At 38.0% G+C, this 19,551-nt stretch carries 21 protein-coding genes; 4 read left to right on the plus strand and 17 right to left on the minus strand.

What is annotated here, in order from left to right:
- Window positions 1-45: 45 nt before the first annotated feature.
- From ypeB to prsW, 3 genes are all read right to left on the minus strand, one after another.
- The gene (gene ypeB / locus BGM26_RS08985; RefSeq protein WP_217039495.1) at window positions 46-1,395 is read right to left on the minus strand and encodes a germination protein YpeB; all 1,350 of its coding nucleotides are present in this window, start codon (window positions 1,393-1,395) and stop codon (window positions 46-48) included.
- 14 nt (window positions 1,396-1,409) lie between these two features.
- Window positions 1,410-2,252: a spore cortex-lytic enzyme gene (gene sleB / locus BGM26_RS08990; RefSeq protein WP_217039496.1), complete on the minus strand. Its 843-nt coding sequence runs from the start codon at window positions 2,250-2,252 to the stop codon at window positions 1,410-1,412.
- Between the two features lie 135 nt (window positions 2,253-2,387).
- Entirely contained in the window at window positions 2,388-3,059 is a 672-nt protein-coding gene (gene prsW, locus BGM26_RS08995) for a glutamic-type intramembrane protease PrsW (RefSeq protein WP_217039497.1), read from the minus strand.
- Window positions 3,060-3,205: 146 nt separating this feature from the next.
- Between prsW and BGM26_RS09000 the strand changes: the two genes are divergently transcribed.
- The gene (locus tag BGM26_RS09000) at window positions 3,206-4,183 is read left to right on the plus strand and encodes an asparaginase (RefSeq protein ID WP_217039498.1); all 978 of its coding nucleotides are present in this window, start codon (window positions 3,206-3,208) and stop codon (window positions 4,181-4,183) included.
- A gap of 91 nt (window positions 4,184-4,274) precedes the next feature.
- On the opposite strand, the gene BGM26_RS09005 is transcribed toward BGM26_RS09000, so the two are convergent.
- From BGM26_RS09005 to BGM26_RS09025, 5 genes are all read right to left on the minus strand, one after another.
- Entirely contained in the window at window positions 4,275-5,255 is a 981-nt protein-coding gene (locus BGM26_RS09005) for a YpdA family putative bacillithiol disulfide reductase (RefSeq protein WP_217039499.1), read from the minus strand.
- A gap of 375 nt (window positions 5,256-5,630) precedes the next feature.
- Window positions 5,631-6,908: a Glu/Leu/Phe/Val family dehydrogenase gene (locus tag BGM26_RS09010; protein ID WP_217039500.1), complete on the minus strand. Its 1,278-nt coding sequence runs from the start codon at window positions 6,906-6,908 to the stop codon at window positions 5,631-5,633.
- A 507-nt stretch (window positions 6,909-7,415) separates the two neighbouring features.
- A complete protein-coding gene (locus BGM26_RS09015; RefSeq protein ID WP_217039501.1) occupies window positions 7,416-7,994 on the minus strand; it encodes a genetic competence negative regulator in 579 nt (192 codons plus the stop codon).
- 265 nt (window positions 7,995-8,259) lie between these two features.
- Entirely contained in the window at window positions 8,260-9,030 is a 771-nt protein-coding gene (locus BGM26_RS09020; protein WP_217039502.1) for a metallophosphoesterase, read from the minus strand.
- 18 nt (window positions 9,031-9,048) lie between these two features.
- On the minus strand, window positions 9,049-9,441 hold the full coding sequence (locus BGM26_RS09025) for a hypothetical protein (RefSeq protein WP_217039503.1): 393 nt from the start codon (window positions 9,439-9,441) through the stop codon (window positions 9,049-9,051).
- A 153-nt stretch (window positions 9,442-9,594) separates the two neighbouring features.
- Between BGM26_RS09025 and BGM26_RS09030 the strand changes: the two genes are divergently transcribed.
- The 3 genes from BGM26_RS09030 to BGM26_RS09040 all read left to right on the plus strand — a co-directional run bounded on the left by BGM26_RS09030 (window position 9,595) and on the right by BGM26_RS09040 (window position 10,819).
- Complete coding sequence (locus BGM26_RS09030) at window positions 9,595-9,825, plus strand: spore coat associated protein CotJA (RefSeq protein WP_217039504.1); 231 nt, start codon at window positions 9,595-9,597, stop codon at window positions 9,823-9,825.
- A complete protein-coding gene (locus BGM26_RS09035; protein WP_217039505.1) occupies window positions 9,822-10,082 on the plus strand; it encodes a spore coat protein CotJB in 261 nt (86 codons plus the stop codon). The genes BGM26_RS09030 and BGM26_RS09035 overlap by 4 nt, the downstream gene beginning before the upstream one ends.
- 167 nt (window positions 10,083-10,249) lie before the next feature.
- Complete coding sequence (locus BGM26_RS09040) at window positions 10,250-10,819, plus strand: manganese catalase family protein (protein WP_217039506.1); 570 nt, start codon at window positions 10,250-10,252, stop codon at window positions 10,817-10,819.
- A 146-nt stretch (window positions 10,820-10,965) separates the two neighbouring features.
- Here the strand turns inward: BGM26_RS09040 and BGM26_RS09045 are convergent, their stop codons facing one another.
- From BGM26_RS09045 to BGM26_RS09085, 9 genes are all read right to left on the minus strand, one after another.
- Complete coding sequence (locus tag BGM26_RS09045; protein ID WP_217039507.1) at window positions 10,966-11,937, minus strand: SPFH domain-containing protein; 972 nt, start codon at window positions 11,935-11,937, stop codon at window positions 10,966-10,968.
- Between the two features lie 42 nt (window positions 11,938-11,979).
- Window positions 11,980-12,768 carry a TPM domain-containing protein gene (locus BGM26_RS09050; RefSeq protein ID WP_367949289.1) on the minus strand — a complete coding sequence of 263 codons (789 nt, stop codon included), beginning with the start codon at window positions 12,766-12,768 and terminating at the stop codon, window positions 11,980-11,982.
- The gene (locus BGM26_RS09055; RefSeq protein WP_217039508.1) at window positions 12,765-13,793 is read right to left on the minus strand and encodes a TFIIB-type zinc ribbon-containing protein; all 1,029 of its coding nucleotides are present in this window, start codon (window positions 13,791-13,793) and stop codon (window positions 12,765-12,767) included. The genes BGM26_RS09050 and BGM26_RS09055 overlap by 4 nt, the downstream gene beginning before the upstream one ends.
- An 84-nt stretch (window positions 13,794-13,877) precedes the next feature.
- Complete coding sequence (locus BGM26_RS09060) at window positions 13,878-14,555, minus strand: PspA/IM30 family protein (protein ID WP_217039509.1); 678 nt, start codon at window positions 14,553-14,555, stop codon at window positions 13,878-13,880.
- 147 nt (window positions 14,556-14,702) lie between these two features.
- On the minus strand, window positions 14,703-16,355 hold the full coding sequence (gene ggt / locus BGM26_RS09065; protein WP_217039510.1) for a gamma-glutamyltransferase: 1,653 nt from the start codon (window positions 16,353-16,355) through the stop codon (window positions 14,703-14,705).
- Window positions 16,356-16,359: 4 nt separating this feature from the next.
- Window positions 16,360-16,512, minus strand: coding sequence for a hypothetical protein (locus BGM26_RS09070; protein ID WP_217039511.1), 153 nt, complete (start codon window positions 16,510-16,512; stop codon window positions 16,360-16,362).
- 21 nt (window positions 16,513-16,533) lie between these two features.
- Complete coding sequence (gene pgsC, locus BGM26_RS09075) at window positions 16,534-16,968, minus strand: poly-gamma-glutamate biosynthesis protein PgsC (RefSeq protein WP_217040720.1); 435 nt, start codon at window positions 16,966-16,968, stop codon at window positions 16,534-16,536.
- Between the two features lie 29 nt (window positions 16,969-16,997).
- Entirely contained in the window at window positions 16,998-18,191 is a 1,194-nt protein-coding gene (gene pgsB, locus BGM26_RS09080) for a poly-gamma-glutamate synthase PgsB (RefSeq protein ID WP_217039512.1), read from the minus strand.
- A gap of 389 nt (window positions 18,192-18,580) precedes the next feature.
- A complete protein-coding gene (locus tag BGM26_RS09085; RefSeq protein ID WP_217039513.1) occupies window positions 18,581-19,384 on the minus strand; it encodes a LysM peptidoglycan-binding and 3D domain-containing protein in 804 nt (267 codons plus the stop codon).
- Window positions 19,385-19,551: the final 167 nt, after the last annotated feature.

Below are 19,551 nucleotides of genomic sequence, written 5' to 3' on the forward strand. Positions count from 1 at the left end.
CAATAATTTAGCCAATAAATAAGGAAAAGCCAAATGGCTTTCCCTTCACACAACACCCTCAAATATCGGCTCTGCATTTTTCAGTTTTTCAACCTTTTCTTCATGTCCATTTTCAGCATTTATATAAATGCGATACGTATCATCTCCTAGCACACCAAAAAACTCGTAGCAAAGAACCTCGTGATTAAGATCATTATCGATAATCGCTAATCCTTCTTCCATGATTTTCACTTGAAGATTGATTTTTTTCCGTGCGTCTTCGCGTGAGATGACCGGTTTCGGAATATCTCTTTTATGGTTTGATTGCAAATAATCGCCCGCTGATAAGCCAATCATTTGCCCATTATCCAAGGCAACTTTCACTTTTATCGCATCTGGGTATATTCTGATGTTATCTTGACGCGAAACAAACGTAAATACACCGATATTGTCGTATTGAGCACTATCGAATAAATCAAGCTCTTTAAATCCATTTTCCTTCAAAAAACGAATCGCTTTGTTACTTGCCTCGTTTAGACTGATGGATTGCTTTTTAACGTCACGTGAAAGAATATACCAAATGGGATATCCGCCTATCTTAGTTATATCCATACTAGCTTCTTGTTTTGTTTTTTTATCTTGAATGGTAACGCTAAAGAAACCATATTTAGAACCATTCCCATTTTCCGTGATATTAAGATTCACATTATTTCCGAGGGCCGCATATTTTTTTGCCTCATTAACCGCCTCTTCTTCGGTAATTGTTTTTCCTTGTAAATATTTAAAGTCTGTATCTTTTTTCTCATTACTTACAAATGTAGGCCCAAAATCCGTTTCTCCATACCCTTCAACCGTTTTGTCAACAGTTTTAAACCCATCGATAATCGTATTATCTGTTGCTTCTTTCCCCGAAGCAAGCGCCATCTCCACGTCCATCCAGCGCAGATTATTCTTAAGCGACAGCTGCTGAACTTTACGCAATTCCTGTTGAATCCCCTCTGCCTGCGTATATAACGTCTTTAATGATTGATATTCTTTATCTGATAGCGGCTCTTTATCAAGATCCCTTACAGCCGTCCTATAACTAAATTCCCCGATTCTAGAAAGGAACTCTTCTGTCTTGTTAAAAGGCAATAACCCTAATGGGAGCTGACCTACATTTGAATGGGCCTCGGATGTGAGTCTCCAAACCTCTGCCAAAGCCGGGGAAAGCGATGCCCTTGAATTCATTGCCAATGTGGATCCGATTTTATCATGCAGTACATCAACATGATAGGTTAAATCATGAAAAGCTCTTTGATAATTATTTTCTGCATTTATTAAAATTGCATTTTTTTCGCGATGTTCTTGGTAACCCCAGAAAGCCGTCCCTGCCACGCCTAATGTTAGTACTCCAATCAGTATTCCTCTAAGCAATATTCTTCACCCCTCTATTTACAGAAAATATGTTTGCCAATTTGCTTAATTTGCGGGCGTGACCAAATCCATCCGCTTGTTGCCGTTGCCGGATTGAAATAATATAGTGCATTTCCTGTTGGATCCCAGCCATTTATCGCATCCAGTACGGCTTCTTTCGCTCTTTCATTCGGCGTTAGCCAAATTTGCCCGTCAGCTACTGCTGTAAACGCCCGCGGTTCAAAAATCACGCCAGCTACAGTATTCGGGAAACTCGAACTATTTACCCGGTTTAAAATCACAGCAGCTACTGCAACTTGACCCGTATAAGGCTCTCCTCTTGATTCACCGTACACAGCATTGGCCATCAACTGAATATCATTCTGCGTAAAACCGCTTGGCATGTTGGCTGCTGTTGGTTTTTGCTTTGCAGGTGCTTTGGGCTTCGCTTTTGGGGCTCCCTTTGTACCCGCTGAAGGCTTCACCTGCTTTTCTAGAGAAACGCCGCCATAATGGGTAAATTTATTCCCTTTTTTCATCTGCTCTTTAACAAATTGCTTGTTGTAATTTGATGCCTTCACAAGTTTATTCTTCGTATCCTGCCCTGCGATTCCGTCAATTGGCAATCCATATTCATATTGGAAATTTCTCAAAGCCCAGTATGTGCCCCATCCGAATACGCCATCAATTTTCCCATTATAAAAGCTGAGATATTGAAGCCTGGATTGCAGCTCAATCACATCATCCCCTACTGCTCCTTTCTGGATGACTTGGTTTGTAAAAGCGCTCGCCTTTTCCTCATTCCCGCTCATCGGAAAAAATAGCACACAAACAGAAATGATGAGAAATACTTTCGTAACCAACAAGTTCTTTTTCATGGATTGAAACCTCCAAAGTAAATCTTTTTTAACATTAACTCTATATTTTGTATTGGCTGGTTTTTTTATGCAATTTCTCTCCGGTAATTTTGAATAACAACAAAAAAACTCCTCATTCTAACGAATGAAGAGTTTTTAGAAATTAAGCTGATTTTCAAAATGCTGTGCGCTTAATGCCCGTGCCATTTTCACTTTTCTAAGGCCTAGCCACCAGAGAAAAATCATGAATGGAAACATATATAACAGCCATTTTTCTTGAGTGAGTAAAATGAAATCATATGTGCCATGAAGAACGAATGGAAGGAACAGCGAGAATAGAATCCATTTGTATTTAACGTTTGCTGCGAATTTCCCTTTACCAATATAATAACCCATAATCACGCCAAATAATGCATGACTAGATACAGGAAGCAGTGCTCTCCCGATTGCATGTTCCATCCCATGAGCAATAAGATAAAAAATATTCTCTGCCGTTGCAAAGCCTAACGAAACAGAAGCACCATATACAATCCCATCATAGGGCTCATCAAATTCAACATGCTGATAGACTAAATAAAATAATATAAACCATTTAAAGAATTCCTCTAGCATACCCGAAACGAGAAACGCAGTAATAAAACTAGATCGAAGCATATTTTCAGTTTCAAGCACATACTGAATAAACATGATCGGAAATACAAGCAGCGCACCGAACAAAAAAGTTTTAAACACCATATAAACTGGCTCAGAGCCATATTGATCTTTTAAATAAAAGTAGCTTAATAGAGCAAGTCCTGGGGCAATCCCCGCAGATAATATTCCAAGCATGAGCTGCCCTCTTTTCAAACTGTTTGTTTCATCGTAACATGAGTTGTGGAGAAAGAAAATGCGTTTTTCTTGATCTAGAAAAAGAAAACATTTTCCTATATAATTAATAGGTGGTAAATATCAGAAAATTCGGAGGATTAAACGCGATGGATAAGAAAAAAATTCTTATTATACATACTGGCGGAACAATATCAATGAGTGAAGATGCATCGACTGGAGCTGTGAAACCAACGGAAAGTAACCCGCTAACTGAAAAAACAAAAGAATTATTGTCACTTGCTGAAATAGTCATTGAGGAACCATTCCACCTTCCTTCCCCTCATATTACACCTAATGAAATGTATGAGCTTAAGGAAATTATTGAGAGATATTCGGAATCACAAGAGATCTCAGGCGTTGTCATTACACATGGTACAGATACATTAGAGGAAACTGCCTATTTCCTTCAACTTACTATCCGCGCCTCCCTGCCAGTTGTCGTTACAGGGGCGATGCGTTCAAGCAATGAAATCGGGGCTGACGGCCTTTATAATTTAATCTCATCGATAAGGGTTGCTTCCTGTGATGATGCGAAGAATAAAGGGGTTCTTGTTGTCCTCAATGATGAGATTCACACCGCGGAAAACGTGACAAAAACACATACAAGTAATGTTTCCACCTTTCAGAGTCCACAATATGGGCCAATTGGAATCGTCACAAAAAGGGGTGTTTTTTTCCATCACGTTCCTACAAACTATGAATACTACCAAATTAACGATGTGTCAAAGCGTGTTGCCTTAATCAAAGCTCACGCCGGAATGGATTCAACTCTGCTATTTGCAATTAGAGATTTACAATATCACGGGGTCGTTATTGAAGCTCTTGGGCAAGGAAATCTGCCTCCAGCTACAGTCGAAGGGATTACGGCGCTTGTTGAAAAAAACATCCCTGTTGTCATCGTTTCCCGCTGCTTTAACGGCATTGCTCAGGACGTATATAGCTATGAAGGTGGAGGAAAACATTTAAAAGACTTAGGCGTCATTTTTTCAAATGGTTTAAATGGGCAAAAGGCGAGAATCAAACTCCTTATTGGCTTGGCAAGTACAAATAACACCAAAGAAATCGAAGAAATGTTTCAGGTCTAGGTTCTAAGACTAGAGGGGAAAATGGGAGAAATCGGCGAGTTAGCCGATTTCTTTTATATTATAAATTAACACAATCCCTGCAGACATTTTATTATTGCTTACATTCATTTTCTCTTTTTTTTATCGTTTCGGCGATTTGTCCCCCATGGAAGCGGCCGTTTTCGATGAAAATCTCGTTTGCATTGTTTCCTGCGGCGATCACGCCCGCAATAAAAATTCCTTCGACATTGGTTTCCATCGTTTCATCATCAAATATTGGCCTACCGGACTCGGCATCAATCTTGATGCCCATCCCCTTTAGAAAACTATGATCAGGATGATAGCCTGTCATGGCAAAAACAAAATCGTTTTTAATCTCGAACAATTCTTCATTTTTCGTGTAGACAACTTTGTCATTATGAATTTCTTTAAGGTGGGAATTAAACTCCATCTTAATGACGTCACTTCTTACTAAAGAGTCAAATTCGGGTAGTATCCATGGTTTTATACTCGGAGAATATTCGCTGCCACGATAAATGACTGTAACCCTAGCACCAGCCTTTACTAATTCTAGTGCAGCATCAACGCTTGAATTCTTCCCGCCTACAACGACAACATCCTTCTCAAAATATGGATGACCTTCTTTAAAATAATGAAAAACTTTCGATAAATCCTCACCAGGCACATTCATAAAGTTAGGATGATCATAATAACCTGTTGCAACGATGACATGACTAGTAACATATTGATCCTTATCGGTCGTGATGATAAATTCATTATCCGCTTGTTTCGTCACCTTTATTACCTTTTCATATGCATTTATCTTTATGTTTTTCCTTTTTACGACTTCCCGGTAATAGGAAAGAGCTTCGTTTCTTCTCGGTTTATAGTCGACAGTAATAAAAGGTATGTCCCCAATTTCCAATTTCTCACTCGTACTAAAAAAGGTTTGGTGTGTAGGGTAATGATAAATCGCATTGACAATATTGCCTTTTTCAATCACAAGCGGTTTTTTACCGATATCCTGAAGTGAGATCGCAGCCGCTAAACCACAAGGACCCCCACCAACAATTACCGCATCTTCTCTTCTCAATTTATTCACCTTCAAAAATGATTTTATAAAACAAATACTGTTTTCGTAAACTTTGTTGCCATTTAACCAAAAAAAGGTCTAGTTGATTTCCGCTCCAGGATGCTCGCTTTCCGCGGGGCGGGCGGTGAGCCTCCTCAAGCATTAAGCCTGTGGGGTCTCACCTGTCCCGCTGCTCCCGCAGGACATTGAATAAGCATCCGTGAATTAACACCGCACGAAAAAATGCGGATGCATTTTGAGGATCTCGCACCTTCCGCTCTAATCAACGTCATTCAAGTCCTATTTAAAAACAACATTCATTTAGAAAACAGCCAAAACAAAAAATCCCCTATCACTCATGATAGGAGATTCCCCAAAAAAATTCAATTCATGTACTTAAACCCAGCCGCGGAATCTAGATGCTTCAGCCATTTTTCGAACACCGACCATATAAGCAGCTAGACGCATATCTACACGGCGTGAATGGGCTGTTTCATAAATATTCGCGAAAGATTGAATCATAACCTTTTCCAGCTTCTCCGCAATTTCTTCCTCAGACCAATAATACCCCTGATTGTTTTGTACCCATTCAAAATAAGAAACAGTTACTCCGCCTGCAGATGCAAGCACATCTGGTACAAGCAAAATTCCACGTTCAGTTAGAATTTGAGTTGCTTCTAATGTTGTTGGACCATTTGCCGCTTCCACGACAATGCTTGCTTTTATGTTATGGGCATTTTCTTCTGTAATTTGGTTTTCAATTGCAGCTGGAACTAAAATATCACAATCTAATTCCAAAAGCTCTTTGTTTGTAATTGTATCATTAAATAGATTCGTTACCGTACCAAAGCTGTCGCGGCGGTCCAGTAAATAATCAATATCAAGTCCATCAGGATCGTGTAGAGCACCATAAGCATCGGAAATACCAATCACTTTTGCTCCAGCATCATGTAGAAATTTAGATAAGAAGCTTCCCGCGTTTCCAAATCCTTGGACAACGACTCGTGCACCTTTTAACTCGATGCCTCGTTTTTTGGCAGCTTCATTAATACAGATTGTTACCCCTTTAGCTGTCGCTGATTCACGGCCATGGGAACCACCTAATACGATTGGCTTTCCAGTAATAAATCCAGGTGAATTAAACTCATCCATTCTGCTGTACTCATCCATCATCCAAGCCATAATTTGTGAATTTGTAAACACATCCGGTGCAGGAATATCCTTTGTCGGGCCAACAATTTGACTAATCGCACGTACATACCCACGACTTAATGCTTCTAATTCACGGAAGGACATATTTCGCGGATCACAGATAATCCCGCCTTTACCTCCACCATATGGAAGATCAACAATCCCACACTTTAAACTCATCCAAATAGAAAGTGCCTTGACTTCCTTTTCCGTTACATTTGGATGAAAACGAATTCCACCTTTTGTTGGACCGACTGCATCATTATGCTGAGCCCGGTAGCCAGTAAAGACTTTCACAGTGCCATCATCCATGCGGATAGGAATTTTAACTGTCATCATTCGAAGCGGCTCTTTTAACAGCTCGTACACTTCATCCGAATATCCTAGCTTTTCCAATGCCTTGTGAATGACAGTTTGTGTTGACTTTAACACGTCAAGCTTGTCTTCTTTATTTGTCTGTTCAGTACCGTTATCGGCTACCATTTGTAACCCTCCTAGAAATATCACTTTCATTTGTTGTCGCTTTCATGACATAGTATACACCTTTGTTTAATTTATGCAAGATAAAAAGACGACTTTTCCGCATTTTTTGATAACTTTATGTAAACGCTCCCAGCCCTAATGTTATAAGTATTTTTTAACAAAACCATCTAAGAAAAACATCGAATAGAGGATTAAAACCATAGTGTCAGACCCCACAATAAAAATATATTCTATATCGGATTTTTGAGCGGGGTCAGATCCTATTGAGTTCTCAACTTTACTACTTGGATTTGTTAATGACTACTGTTGATAAATATAAATTAGCTGGGCGAATTTGCCTGGACGACAAAAACGCCACGTCCTCGAAAAAGAAATTCACTTTTTCTTCGTGCGATGTTATTGCTACCGAAGCTTTCCTTGTCCTGTACGTCGAAGGGAGCCTTTTTTGTGAATGCAAAACCCGACTCTCGGAAGGTAAATCGAACCCTCGACTAGACCACAAGCCTACTACTTAAAAAAACGCACGAGCTTTTCAACTGCTTGATCTTTTATGATTTCATTTCCGTATTCTTGCAAAATATGAATACTTACCATCGATGGATTCCCGAATTCAGCCAAGATAGCGACTATCCTGTTTGAGTCTTCCTTATCACTTTTTGAAAGATGGAAATAGTAATGATCCTTAAAGGAATAAAGGCTGCCGTTTGTAATATTGATGATCGCAAGGCGTTTGGCGAGTTGGATGGCATCTTCAAATTCTTGAAGTTTAAAGAGGATTTCTTCACTGCCCTCGATCGTCACTTGCATTTCGATAAATCCGTCATCAAGCTGATCCTCATCTTCCTGTTCATCCATTGTTACAATCATAATCATACCCTGGGCCTGCATAGAAAAAATTTCTACTGCTACAGAGCCATGAATTTCCACGCCAAACTCGGTGCTTGCTTCCTCGAGCATGTCATGAAAAAGCTGGTGCCATTTCAAAGAGTCTTTCAAAACATCATCTTTAGTAAGTCCTCTTTCAGATAAATCATCCATCGTTAGAAAGATCTTGATCTTATTATAATTCAAACGTTCCAAGCGCATACTAATGCCCCCTGCCGTGAACCAACTCTTATGTTTAGTGTATGAAATAAACAATGGATGGTGAGTCGTCCAATTTTTTTAGTCTATGCACCATTTTTTCACAGACCATTGATACGCCCTCTTTAAATTAGGCTATATTCACATATTTAGTTGTTTTTTGGCTTTCAAAGTTTGCCCGTTGATCTCCGCTGCAATCAACTCAGATTGTTATATAAAGTCACACTAAAAAACAACAAAGGTACAAAAACAGCCTTAAATAATGACTTTACCCATTTTTCAGGATAATGAGATGGGTTTCTGCCTTTGCTCCGAGTCTTAATGGTAGGGCAGTTGTACCATAACCGTTACTTATCAATAATGTCGTATTCTCCAATGCTTTTATCGTCCCTTTTTCATATGGGCTATAGCCAAAAATATGAATTTGGCCGCCATGTGTATGACCGCTTAAAACGAGTCGGATTTGATGTTCTTTTTTTATTTTTCGGGTTATTTTCGGGTTATGGCTAACTAAAACTTTAAAACCGTTGTCGCCGGCATCCTCTAAAGCTAGATCAAGCCGGTCCCGCTTTTGGTTCAAATCATCCGTTCCCATTATTATGAAGCGATCACCCTCTGATGATTCAAAAGATATCGCGGTATTGTCTAGAATCTTGACACCTGTATCTAACAGCATGGCGTCCAATTCACGAAAATCTACTTCATAATCATTATTTCCCCATACAAAATAAACAGGACCAAGTGTTTTCAATTTCAACAGATTGTTTTTTACTCTTTCAAAAGGAACTCCTTTTTCCATTAAGTCCCCGCCAATGATTACCATATCGGCTTTCATGCCCTTTACTTCTTGAATAATTTTATCGGAGATGATTCTTTTATGTATATCTGATATAAAAAATATTTTTACTTCTCCTAAGCTTTTTGGCAAATCCGGGAAAAAAACTTCGCTTTGTATAACCCGATCAGCGTACGCTTCCTTCAACATAAACAAAAAAAGTCCAATTCCAAATAGTAAAGCGAATACAACAAAAAATACCATATTTCCTCCTGCCCTTAGTTACCTATCTTCAGCAATCTTAAGTTTCTTGAAATCTAAAGAAATAATACCATAAATGAAGGAAAAACAGAAAAAAACGACCGTCTCCCAAAAGCCGAGCTTAAATAAAACAAAAAAGCTAATCAAGATCAGGCAATTCATTAACAGTTTTAATTTACTTAATTTTCGAAAACAAAAGAAATTAACTGTTAGAATAATACCTTCACGGATGATTTCCGCATTTGTCAAAAAACCTACCACAAAAACCAGCATGGCAGCAAAAAACTCAAAAGGTTTTAAAACAACAGCAACGATCATATTCGATAACTCCGCAGGAAAAGAAATCGGAAACCAGATAATAAATAAATACCCGCAGAGAAATCCAGTTATTAATTGTAATATTTTTCTTAACAAATATATCCCTCCCCATACAAATTGTATGAGGGGATTTTCTTTTTTTTGCTCGATGGGATTAGATTATACCGGCAAAAATTATGCGAAATTCTAACATGAAAGAAGAAATGTAGTCATAAGATTGAATGACGCATTTTAAAGGAGGGATTTTGTATGTATACACATAAAAAAGCTTATTATCCCTATGTAAGCCCTTATGATCCTTGTCCACCAATAAAGGTGAAACACTATTCCACGCCTCCACACTTATATATGGGCTTTCAACCGCCAAATCTTCCTCAGTTCTCACCTATGGATGCATTAAGGGCCGGGACATTATGGAAAGCTTTCTACGATCCTTATTATGGTCCATACGAGAAGCCAAAAGGGGGACCATCTTCATGAAACAGCTTCCAGCCGAATACTACCAGTTATTAGAACAACTCCAGACAGTTGATTTTGTTTTAGTTGAACTCACATTATACCTTGATACCCACAACGGAGACGAAGAAGCCATTAAACAATTCAACCATTATGTAGGTGAACGCAGGAAAATAAAAAAGGCGATTGAAAGCAATTACGGTCCGCTTATGCAGTTTGGCCACAGCTATTCTGGCTCCCCGTGGAATTGGGACGACGCCCCTTGGCCATGGCAGGTTTAGATGTGAAAGGTTTGAAGAGTGACTGGGAGAAATCGGCGAGTTGCCGATTTCGTTAATTTCTATTTTAGGTACTTTAAAAGGTCTAAATTCTAATGAATAACGAAATGCGCCATATAATTTTGTTTTGCAAATCGAGGGGATAGACCAGAAGGAGGGGAAGATAAAGTATGTGGGTATATGAAAAGAAACTGCAATATCCCGTTCGTGTAGGCACATGTAATCCGAAGCTAGCGAAATTTTTAATAGAGCAGTACGGGGGAGCAGATGGCGAGCTTGCAGCTGCCCTAAGATACTTAAATCAGCGCTATTCAATACCGGACAGAGTCATCGGTCTTCTCACAGATATTGGAACGGAGGAATTCGCGCATCTAGAAATGATAGCTACAATGGTGTATAAGCTTACAAAGGACGCGACACCGGAACAGATGAAAGCAGCAGGGCTCGGTGGACATTACGCAGCCCACGAGAAAGCCCTATACTATGAAAGTGCTGCAGGTAATCCATTTACAGTAACGTATCTTCAAGCGAAAGGCGATCCGATTGCAGACCTATATGAAGATATTGCCGCAGAGGAAAAGGCACGGGCGACTTACCAGTGGATTATTAACATGAGTGATGATGTAGATATAAATGATAGCTTGAGATTTTTACGTGAGCGTGAAATTATTCATGCGCAACGCTTCCGTGAAGCAGTTGAGATTTTGAAAGAAGAGCAAAATAAGAAGAGGATATTTTAGAGCTTCAAGTATTGATTTTTTGTAATATCTATTAAATGGGGCTGGCTCCATACGTCAGAATTAAACTGACTTATGGAGACAGCCCCATTTAATAATTGCCAAATAAATCAAATTATATTTATCCTTTGGGAAGGTTAATCATGATATTACACTAATTTCTGACCACATTTAGAGCAGAAATTGGCTCCTCCCGTTTTTTCTCCGCAATTTGGGCAGAAGTTGAGTCTTTGAGTTTCTTGGGTAGGATTATTTGCTTGTGCTGTGGCATCTTGGTTTTTATTGATATTTTTCATCATTTCATTGGCTATGTTCATCCCCATCATCATGCCCGCCATGTCCGAAGCTGCGCCGCCGCCTTTAACTTTACCGGAAGATATCCCATCCGTCATCGAAACCTGCTGATATTTATTGAGATCACCAATCATTTCATGGGAAGCGGTTTTATTAATCATATGTTGAATTTCTTCCGGATAGCTGAAGCTCATAATATGAAAACCCGTAATCGTCATGCCACTATTAATTATTTCCATATCAAGATCTTCACGAATGCCTTTGGCAATATCGAAAGCATTTGCCTGAAGATTAAACATGTCTTTCCCTTCTTTTGAAATCCATTTCATAAGAAGCTGATCAAGGATAGAAGTAATCCTCAGCTTAACGTCCTCTACATAATAACTATTTTTTACCCCTGCAATTTTATCAATCAAAGCAATATAGTCATTGACATTAAAATTAAAGGTCCCATTCGCACGAACAGGCATACCACCGGGTAGTTTAGCAGTCGGGATGTTAATCGCATTCTTCGTACCCCATTTGACTGTAAACTCTTTCGTATTAACAAATAAAACTTCCACCCTCATGCCACTATTAAAACCAAACTTGAAGCCTTTTAAAGTTGATAAAAAAGGGATGATCTGTGAGTCAATATGGTAATCACCTTCATCTGCAAAGATTCCTTCAATTTTTCCGTTATTGATAAAGATTGCATCTTGGCCGGGGCGGATAATCAGTCTACTGCCTTTTTTTATCTCCCGATTACTCCATTTCCAAAAAATCATGTCATCTCTAAACTCTTCCCATTCAACTACATTTGCAAATTGATTTTTAAAAAATACCATAGATGATTAATTCCTTTCCCTTTAAACTTCTGCTGAATAAAGTTAAAATTTCCCTCTGCTCCCACTATGAGAGTGGCCGCCTTTTGACATCCCACCACCACCGCCTCTTCCTCCCCCATTAGGATTAGCAGGTGGTTTTTTTCTTTTTGTCGTTGTTGTCCTGACATAATCATCTCGTCTTCGAATAACAGTTGAATGATCCATATCTCGGTAAGTAGTTTCATTAACCGATATCCTACCTCCAGAGCGATAGGCCATGACACTAACCGCAATTGCGCCTGCTGCAAGGGAGGCTATAATTTGAAACCAGCGATTTAATAAAATATTATTAGGATCTACACCAGGCCTAATCCCCATATACTGATAGGATGTTTGAATGTAAGAATGAAAAGCATGATAATAATCTCCGCTTGATAAATCAGGAGTTATTTTTTCGCGCATTAAATCAAGTCTGTAATCATCAAAGTATTCTTTAGCTTTATAAAAGCCTGCCAAATACACATCTCTATGTTGCATATCAACTGTTAAGATGACGGTATTGCCATGAGGCTTATCGTAGCCAAGGGCATTTTCATCATAGAAATCCTGCATATATTCTACAACGTCTTTACCTTTTGTATCATTAGTAGTTAAAATGACAATGTCCGTTTCCCTCTTCACACCGTATGTTTCCGCCATCGATTCTAGTTTCCCTATTTCATCTTTTGTCAAAAGACTAGCATAGTCATAAATCTGTTGCTTTGGATTAGAAGCAGCGATCGTGGCGTTCATTTCAAAGAAAAAAAATACAAGCAGAAACAAAATGATTTTTAGATATTGCTTCCCTTTCACCAAAATCCACCTCCTAAAGCCAGTGAGATTAATTTTAGTGTTATCAATGTAGTGCCTGAAATTCCGCCAAACCACATGGCCACTTTCGCATAGCTAATCGGAGGTTTGCCAACAACTTTTCCTGTTTGGCCATTCATCGCAAAAGTATGTTCAGATTTATCATAATCATAATAAACCATCCAGACCGGAAGAAGGACATAGAAGCTGCGGGTTTTCTTTGTATCAATTTGTTTACTCTTATAACTAACTGTGGAATAGCCTGAAATCGTAGAACTTATATAAGAATCAATAAAATTCTTTATTTTAGATTGAGCACGCGGAAATAGATCCACATCATCATATTGATATTTTTCAGCAATATACCCGGCAAGATAAGGAGTTTTAAAATCCTTTAAATGATCATATTGATAGGGTTCTAATTTATCCATCAATTGATCATTCATTTTTTCAGAGGCATCAACAGGAATTTTTATATAATCTAAATTAATGTCACGAAATATATCGTAAAATTGTGTTTCCGTATAAATATAATCCCCTCTAGTGTAAGTACTAACTTTAGTACCCTGTGCATGAACTTGAACTTTGGTATTTAAATCATACAGCCAAAATGGAACATACATTCCTGTAATGTTTTTTATTCGATCAGCTGACATAAATCCCTTTGGCGTAAGGCGGCCATTCCTGCACCAAGTCCGAAAAGCCTTAATCGCCTCTTCCTTACTAATAGTAAAGGGAATTACTTTTGCCGGAGCCATAACCCCTGATAATCGATCCCCGAGCACAACTCCTGCCCCGCAAAAGTTGCATGTAGTCGCCGCAGTTTCTGCTTCTGTAATCAGGATGGCTCCACAATTTTCGCAATGATACTCCTTTGCTTCATCCTCCGAAAAAACGGCCGAAATCAAATCTTCGGAAAAATCAGCGATGTTGTCTTCTCTTCCACAACTATGGCAGGATAACATTCCAGTATTACTATTAAAAGCCATGTCGTCCCCACAGTTTGGGCATTTATAATGTATAACCATCCTAACTCCCCTCTCATTATAAATGCGGGTAGCACCTTACTACCATGAAAGCTGTAGCTATAGCTACAGCTTTCATGGTAAACTTTATTCTTTATTTTTTAATTTTTCTTTTAGTGCGGCTAACTCATCATCTACTTCTGTATTATTATCATATTTAGCCGTTAAATCCTTTATGTCGTCTTTTGGATCTGTATTTAACATCGCCATTGCATTCGCCTCATCCAATGCTCTATTAACCTTCTCTTCCATTCTTCCGAAAGCCGAGATTGAATGATTAGCACCTGTAATGGATGATCCAATTTTATTTATTCTTTCTTGAGTTTTCGCTACTGCCATTTTCCCTTTAATCATCGCTTTTCGCGATTCCAGCTCACCGATATCAGAGACTAGCTTATCGTGCATTTTTTTCATTTGAATGGAATTTGAAGAAGCTAAGTTGTATGCCTCTTGTAATTCGGCTTCTTTCGCTACTAAAGAAGCCTTTTTCTCCAAGAACTTTCTGGCATCGTCATCATTGCCAGCTTCCAATGCCTTTATTGCATATTTCTGCATTTTGTCGCTATCTGATTTGCATTCATCTAATGTTCTTTTTGCTCTTTGTTCTTCCGCCATAATCGAAGCTGTCTCAGATTTCACCTTACCCAAATCACTTGTAAGATTTCTCAAGTACTGATCAATCATTTTCTCTGGATCTTCAGCCTTATCTAATAATGCATTGAGATTACTTGCCATAATATCTTTAAACCTTGTTAAGATACCCATGACGACCTCCCATTTATATTGTTTTTATAATATATACTGCTATTAATAATAAAAGGATTCATTTTTCCAGAAAAAATTTTAAACGGTTGAATTTCTAAATTACTAAAGATGTGGGTTCCTGTGAACAGCTCATTATTATACAGTTAGCTATTTATTTTGTACTCTCCAATTGCCTTGTCTTCGACTATCTGCTCCACCATACACGACACCATTATCAACAACTAAAGATTGGACGCCTCCGAAATAGCTTGAGGATTTCCCATCAACCACTTTATAGCCCCACTTCTTTAATTTTCTTTTTACCTTATTCGGGAGCTTCCCTTCTACAATAATGTAATCCTTATTCATCTCCATAAAAAAACGAGGGTTATTAATTGCTTCCTCAATGGGTACATCATACTTTAAGTACTGAATTAATACTTGAGTGATAATGGATGTAATTCGATTCCCCCCAGCACTTCCTATTCCAATTACAGCTTTCCCATCTTTCACCAAAATGGTAGGAGCTATATAGCTGTATGGTCTTTTCCCTCCGTCCTTTCGATTTGGAGAATTCTGATTATTACTAAAATTCTTTAACTGGTTATTTAAAAAGAATCCCGCTACATATTCTCCTGAGCCGAAAAGATTACTCAGAGTATTGGTAGCAGACACCATCATTCCTTGTTTATCAACAATCACAAAATGAGTCGTATTTTCGTGATCTTCAAAATCTGCATCCGAATCGAATGGCGATTTATGCCTTTTCGAAACATTCGATGCTAGTTTTTGGCTATATTCCTTAGACACTAACTTTTCTAAATCCATCTCCACGAAATCAGGATCTCCGATATGCTTAACCCGATCCTGGTAGCTGATGCGATTAATTAGTCCCATTAAATGAATATACTTATCTACATTTAGCGTTTTACCAATCTCCAAATTCTCTGCCATTTGTAAAGATTGCGCTAACATTATTCCTCCTAATGGAGGAGATGCTGAATACACATCAAACCCATCAAATTCACTTTTAATCGGTTTTTTCTTTAGTACCTTATAATCCCTAAAATCACTTAATTCAATTTCTTCTACTTTATTGTGAATTTGCTTCGCTATATCTCCTGTGTAAAATCCATTTGACCCCTTTTTCTGGATAATACGAAGGGTGTTAGCCAATTCTTTTTGAAGAACTCGATCTCCCTCGCTAATCGCTTGACCATTTGGGAAAAAATGTGCAATCTTTTCTATACGATTGGAGGCATCACCTAGCCTTCTACTAAGTTCTTTAGCCTTAAATCCTCTTTCTGCCAATTGAATGGAAGGCTCTATCAATTCTTTTAAATCAAATGTTCCTAAATCTTGATTTAACTTTTCCATACCTTTCACAAATCCCATAATTCCTGTACCACTTAATGGAATGGAATCTAATGGCGAAATGGAATAATAATCATATACAATCGGTTCTTTTCCTTTCTCTTTATGAATAATCATCGAACCACCGCCGCCAAGTCCCGAATTATAGGGTTCGACCACACTTAATGCATATGAAACGGCCACAGCTGCATCGACTGCATTTCCACCTTTTTTGAGTACTGCCATTCCTATATCTACGGCTATTTCATTATCCGCAGATACCCCATATCCTTGACTTTTTTCACTGATAAGTCCTTTGGAATCCGTCTTTTTTTTCCTAGTTTGATCAGAATCATACATTATTGGACCCTTGCTTTCCTTTTCACTTGAAATAAAAGAATGGCTCACCATCCCGACGATAAATAACACAGTCAAGAAAATGAGCCACAAGAATATTCTGTATTTCATTTAATCACAACACTTTGTTAAGGAATAAGACTACAAATATTAGAATCAGTGAAAGAATCGCGTCCTTTGTCGCTCTCTTCTTATGCCATTTAACCGTCTTTAACATCCATTGTGGGAGCATCGTTATTTTACTGAATCTTTTAGCTTCTGCTTTCATTGAATTGTGATTCCCCTTTTGTTAAAAAATAATATTGTACGTCATAACAACTAGAAATGTAGAAGCTGTTAATACCAACGTACTGCCGAATGTAGGTAAAACACCTTGCTTTTGAATTGTATTCGCAATTAAACCTGGTATAATAACACCTATCGCTATTAATTCTACTGCTCCAAACGGGACTGCCATAGGGTAAAAATAATCAACAGCAAGTTTTAATAATATCCCAACTGTTAACATAGCCGTAAATTTGCGCTTTCCATATAAAATCGTATATCTAGCCACAATCTTCATCACAATCAAAAAAGTCAATAAACTAATCATTAAGGTAACAATAATATATATTGGGCTAGTAAAAACTAATGCTAGATAACCAGGAACTACTAATCCGGCAGGCATTACACCTGTTTTTTCCGCATATAATAAACTTAGAATAACCCCAACTACTAGAGCCATATATATTGATTCTTCCACTTTTGTTCCCCCTATACAAATACATGTTCTTCAATTTTATTAACTTTGTACTCTTCTATTTGCTCAATCAAAGGTTCGCCTGCTCCATGGATATTCCCAACTCCGTATATCACGCGATTACGAAAATACTCCTTTAATACAGTTATAATATTTTCAGTAGAATAATCTTCAAGATCATAGATTCTATTCGCCTGTATATTTCCTAATTGATATTCATTGTAAATAGGACTAGTAGTCTCTCCAATCAATACTAGAGCATCCATCTTAATATATGGTAAAACATCTTTCGCGAATTGTTCCGTTCTGTCAACTCTATCTTGTCTACAATTCATAATCACAACAGGATTATTAGTTGGATAATTCAACTCATCAACCCTTTTCCAAATATTCAAGGTAGATGTAGCATCGTTCGCAGCAAAACCATTTACAAAATAAGAAGGTTGATTTTTATCACCAATCGGTATAATGGTCATTGCCCCTGGATCTGGGTTCGCTTTCAGCATCCCTCGAAAAGCCGTCTGCTCATCAATTTCTAGCGCATCAGCTACTGCTAAAGCTAAAGCTGCATTCTCCGGAAACACCAAATATTCGAATTGCAATAAGAATTGTTCTGGGATTCGCGATGTATCACATACGATAACATTCGTTTGTCTTTGCTTTGCTATCTCTTTGAAAAAATCAACATACGGACTTTCATTGATGATCAAATGACCGCCGTACGGGATTGTTGCCGTAAAGGCTTCAGCTACCTCATTCAGTGTTGGGCCCATCACATCCATATGGTCTTCTAATACGTTCACAATAACACCAATATTTGCTTGTAACATATTTTCCTGAAACACAATTTGATAATCTGGATTTACTGCCATACATTCACTTACAAGCACTTCAGCACCTAATTTTGAAGCATCTTCAACTACCATCTTTTGTTCTCGAATATTAGGGCCTTCTAATCTTCTTTTGATTGGTGTTTCTTCTTTCGTATTCCAATACATCATACGAGCCGATGTCCCAGTTGTTTTTCCAACGGTTTTATAACCCGCTTCTACTAAAACGGCAGTAATCAAACGTGTTGCCGTAGATTTGCCCCTAATACCATTTACATTTATTCGAATCGGAATCGAATCTACACGCTTTTGGTGTCTGTTTTTTTCTAATATTCCAATAATTAAAAGCAACACACTTAACCCTATGATTAAAACCATTCACTTATATCCCCTTCTAAAATGATTAATATCAAATTCTCCTTGGCATATTTGCGCCCAGATTTTTACCTTAGATTGCTCGATAATTTTCCTTAAAAAATCGAAAGGCTCGCCGGAGGCTTAACTTTATTCAGCCGGGGTTTGAACCCTCGCTAAATTGGATACCTGTTTGCATTCATCTCGCCACTTATATCGTTTAGAGACTTCTGCTGAATAAAGTTAAAAAACGCTGCTCTTTCCTGCTTAAACTTATCTTCTTGTTCAGGAAACAGATGAATTTATTAAAACTGATTATGTATATAGTACTTAAAATTTACAAAGTGAATTTCTAGAAAAGTGACTGCTTGAATATGTCCATTACTGCTTGATACAGATCCATCTGTAATTAACTATTTACTAAGAATTCGAACCTTCACTGTTTTTCTTCCCCATCTTAGCGCCTCTTCTTTAGACGGAATAAAGATATCAATTTTATTTCCTTTAATCGCTCCACCAGTATCTCCTGCAATTGCTTCGCCATATCCTTCTACAAAAACTTTTGATCCCAATGGAATCACACTTGGATCGACAGAAATCACTTTTTGGTCAGGGTTTGCAATTAAGTTCAATCCTGTCGAAGTAATGCCAGAACAACCTTCACAGCTAGCTGTATATGCTGTAGCTTCCATTGAAAGCTCTCGCACACCTTCTATTTCTATAGGTTTAGTCGGATTTTTACTAATCGTAGGCCTTGACTCAGTTGTATTCGAACCATCTGTAGCTTGAACAGACTCAACCGGTGTAACATTGTTAATAGCAATTTTCATCTCTTCCTGTTTAAGAGTATCATCATTATTCGTTTTCAATATAATGGATAGTTCTTGTCCCGGAACAATAATATCTGAATTCAAATTGCTCCAACTTTTAATCTCATCCACAGTTACATTATGATGTCTAGAAATGTTCCAGAGGGTGTCACCTTTTTCAACAATGTATTTTTTGTTTGGGGTGATTTCTAGCTTCTCGTTAGGGTGAATCAGATTCGAAGTTAATCCATTCCATTCTTTAATTTTATCTACAGAAACATGATATTGCCTGGAAAATCCCCATAGTGTATCTCCTTTTTTCACTACCACCTCCTCCGCTTTTACACTTGTACCAACTGTTCCAGTTAAAGCTGTAGCAGCTACAAAAGCTAAAATTGATTTTTTCATGTTAAATAACCTCCTGTTTGCATGTCTTTAGCTTTTCAAACCTATGATAACATGTATTTTCGTCAGAAAAAGAACAGGCAGGTTATAAAACAGTTACGGATATAACAGGAATATAACAGCAACGTTTCTGGGTGCCCTTTCCGGTTATAGAAAAATATTGCATCAAA

It is taken from the genome of Bacillus sp. FJAT-29790, from assembly GCF_019039215.1.
Classification (GTDB): Bacteria; Bacillota; Bacilli; order Bacillales; family Cytobacillaceae; genus Cytobacillus.

What these genes read in the sequence shown, in the direction of transcription:
- sleB (WP_217039496.1), bottom strand. Translation starts at nt 2,252, where the DNA reads ATGAAAAAGAACTTGTTGGTTACGAAAGTATTTCTCATCATTTCTGTT.
- prsW (WP_217039497.1), bottom strand. Translation starts at nt 3,059, where the DNA reads ATGCTTGGAATATTATCTGCGGGGATTGCCCCAGGACTTGCTCTATTA.
- BGM26_RS09000 (WP_217039498.1), top strand. Translation starts at nt 3,206, where the DNA reads ATGGATAAGAAAAAAATTCTTATTATACATACTGGCGGAACAATATCA.
- BGM26_RS09010 (WP_217039500.1), bottom strand. Translation starts at nt 6,908, where the DNA reads ATGGTAGCCGATAACGGTACTGAACAGACAAATAAAGAAGACAAGCTT.
- BGM26_RS09015 (WP_217039501.1), bottom strand. Translation starts at nt 7,994, where the DNA reads ATGCGCTTGGAACGTTTGAATTATAATAAGATCAAGATCTTTCTAACG.
- BGM26_RS09020 (WP_217039502.1), bottom strand. Translation starts at nt 9,030, where the DNA reads ATGGTATTTTTTGTTGTATTCGCTTTACTATTTGGAATTGGACTTTTT.
- BGM26_RS09030 (WP_217039504.1), top strand. Translation starts at nt 9,595, where the DNA reads ATGTATACACATAAAAAAGCTTATTATCCCTATGTAAGCCCTTATGAT.
- BGM26_RS09035 (WP_217039505.1), top strand. Translation starts at nt 9,822, where the DNA reads ATGAAACAGCTTCCAGCCGAATACTACCAGTTATTAGAACAACTCCAG.
- BGM26_RS09040 (WP_217039506.1), top strand. Translation starts at nt 10,250, where the DNA reads ATGTGGGTATATGAAAAGAAACTGCAATATCCCGTTCGTGTAGGCACA.
- BGM26_RS09045 (WP_217039507.1), bottom strand. Translation starts at nt 11,937, where the DNA reads ATGGTATTTTTTAAAAATCAATTTGCAAATGTAGTTGAATGGGAAGAG.
- BGM26_RS09055 (WP_217039508.1), bottom strand. Translation starts at nt 13,793, where the DNA reads ATGGTTATACATTATAAATGCCCAAACTGTGGGGACGACATGGCTTTT.
- BGM26_RS09060 (WP_217039509.1), bottom strand. Translation starts at nt 14,555, where the DNA reads ATGGGTATCTTAACAAGGTTTAAAGATATTATGGCAAGTAATCTCAAT.
- ggt (WP_217039510.1), bottom strand. Translation starts at nt 16,355, where the DNA reads ATGAAATACAGAATATTCTTGTGGCTCATTTTCTTGACTGTGTTATTT.
- BGM26_RS09070 (WP_217039511.1), bottom strand. Translation starts at nt 16,512, where the DNA reads ATGAAAGCAGAAGCTAAAAGATTCAGTAAAATAACGATGCTCCCACAA.
- pgsC (WP_217040720.1), bottom strand. Translation starts at nt 16,968, where the DNA reads ATGGCTCTAGTAGTTGGGGTTATTCTAAGTTTATTATATGCGGAAAAA.
- pgsB (WP_217039512.1), bottom strand. Translation starts at nt 18,191, where the DNA reads ATGGTTTTAATCATAGGGTTAAGTGTGTTGCTTTTAATTATTGGAATA.
- BGM26_RS09085 (WP_217039513.1), bottom strand. Translation starts at nt 19,384, where the DNA reads ATGAAAAAATCAATTTTAGCTTTTGTAGCTGCTACAGCTTTAACTGGA.